Here is a 627-nt window from a genome sequence, read left to right as displayed (position 1 = left end):
CCAAAACACGCAAAGGCGCACCGAGTAGTTACCGATGCCGTGCACAAGCATGGTGGCAAAATTGCACTACAGATTTTACATGCTGGGCGTTACGCGATGCACCCGTTTGCGCAGAGCGCCTCTGGCATTAAAGCGCCGATCGCGAAGTTTGCGCCGAGTGAAATGAGCGAGCGTCAGATCAAAAAGACCATCGATGCATTTGCCAACAGCGCTGAACTCGCTCAACTTGCCGGTTATGACGGCGTGGAATTAATGGGCTCAGAAGGTTATTTGATCAATCAGTTCCTTTGTAAGCGCACCAATATGCGATATGACGATTGGGGCGGCAGTTACAAAAAACGCATGCGCTTCCCGTTGGAGATAGTGAAAGCTGTACGTAAAGCGGTGGGTGAGAAGTTCATCATCATTTTCCGTCTTTCGATGCTGGATCTCGTCGAGCAGGGCAGCACGTTCGAAGATGTGATTGAATTAGCCAAAGGATTGGAAGACGCGGGCGTCACCATTATCAACACTGGTATTGGTTGGCATGAAGCACGTATTCCGACCATTGCAACGCAAGTACCTCGCGGTGCATTTACATGGGTAACCGAGAAGGTGAAACCGCACGTTTCTGTGCCAATTGTCACC

The 627-nt window shown here is 50.4% G+C and carries 1 pseudogene; it reads left to right on the top strand.

From position 1 onward, the window contains the following. Positions 1 to 627, top strand: a pseudogene (gene fadH, locus R7044_RS26250) (NADPH-dependent 2,4-dienoyl-CoA reductase); the annotation flags it as partial.

The organism is Vibrio sp. 1402, assembly GCF_033340275.1.
The sequence above is the reverse complement of the archived record's forward strand: the minus strand, read 5'-3'. Positions and strand labels throughout refer to the sequence as shown.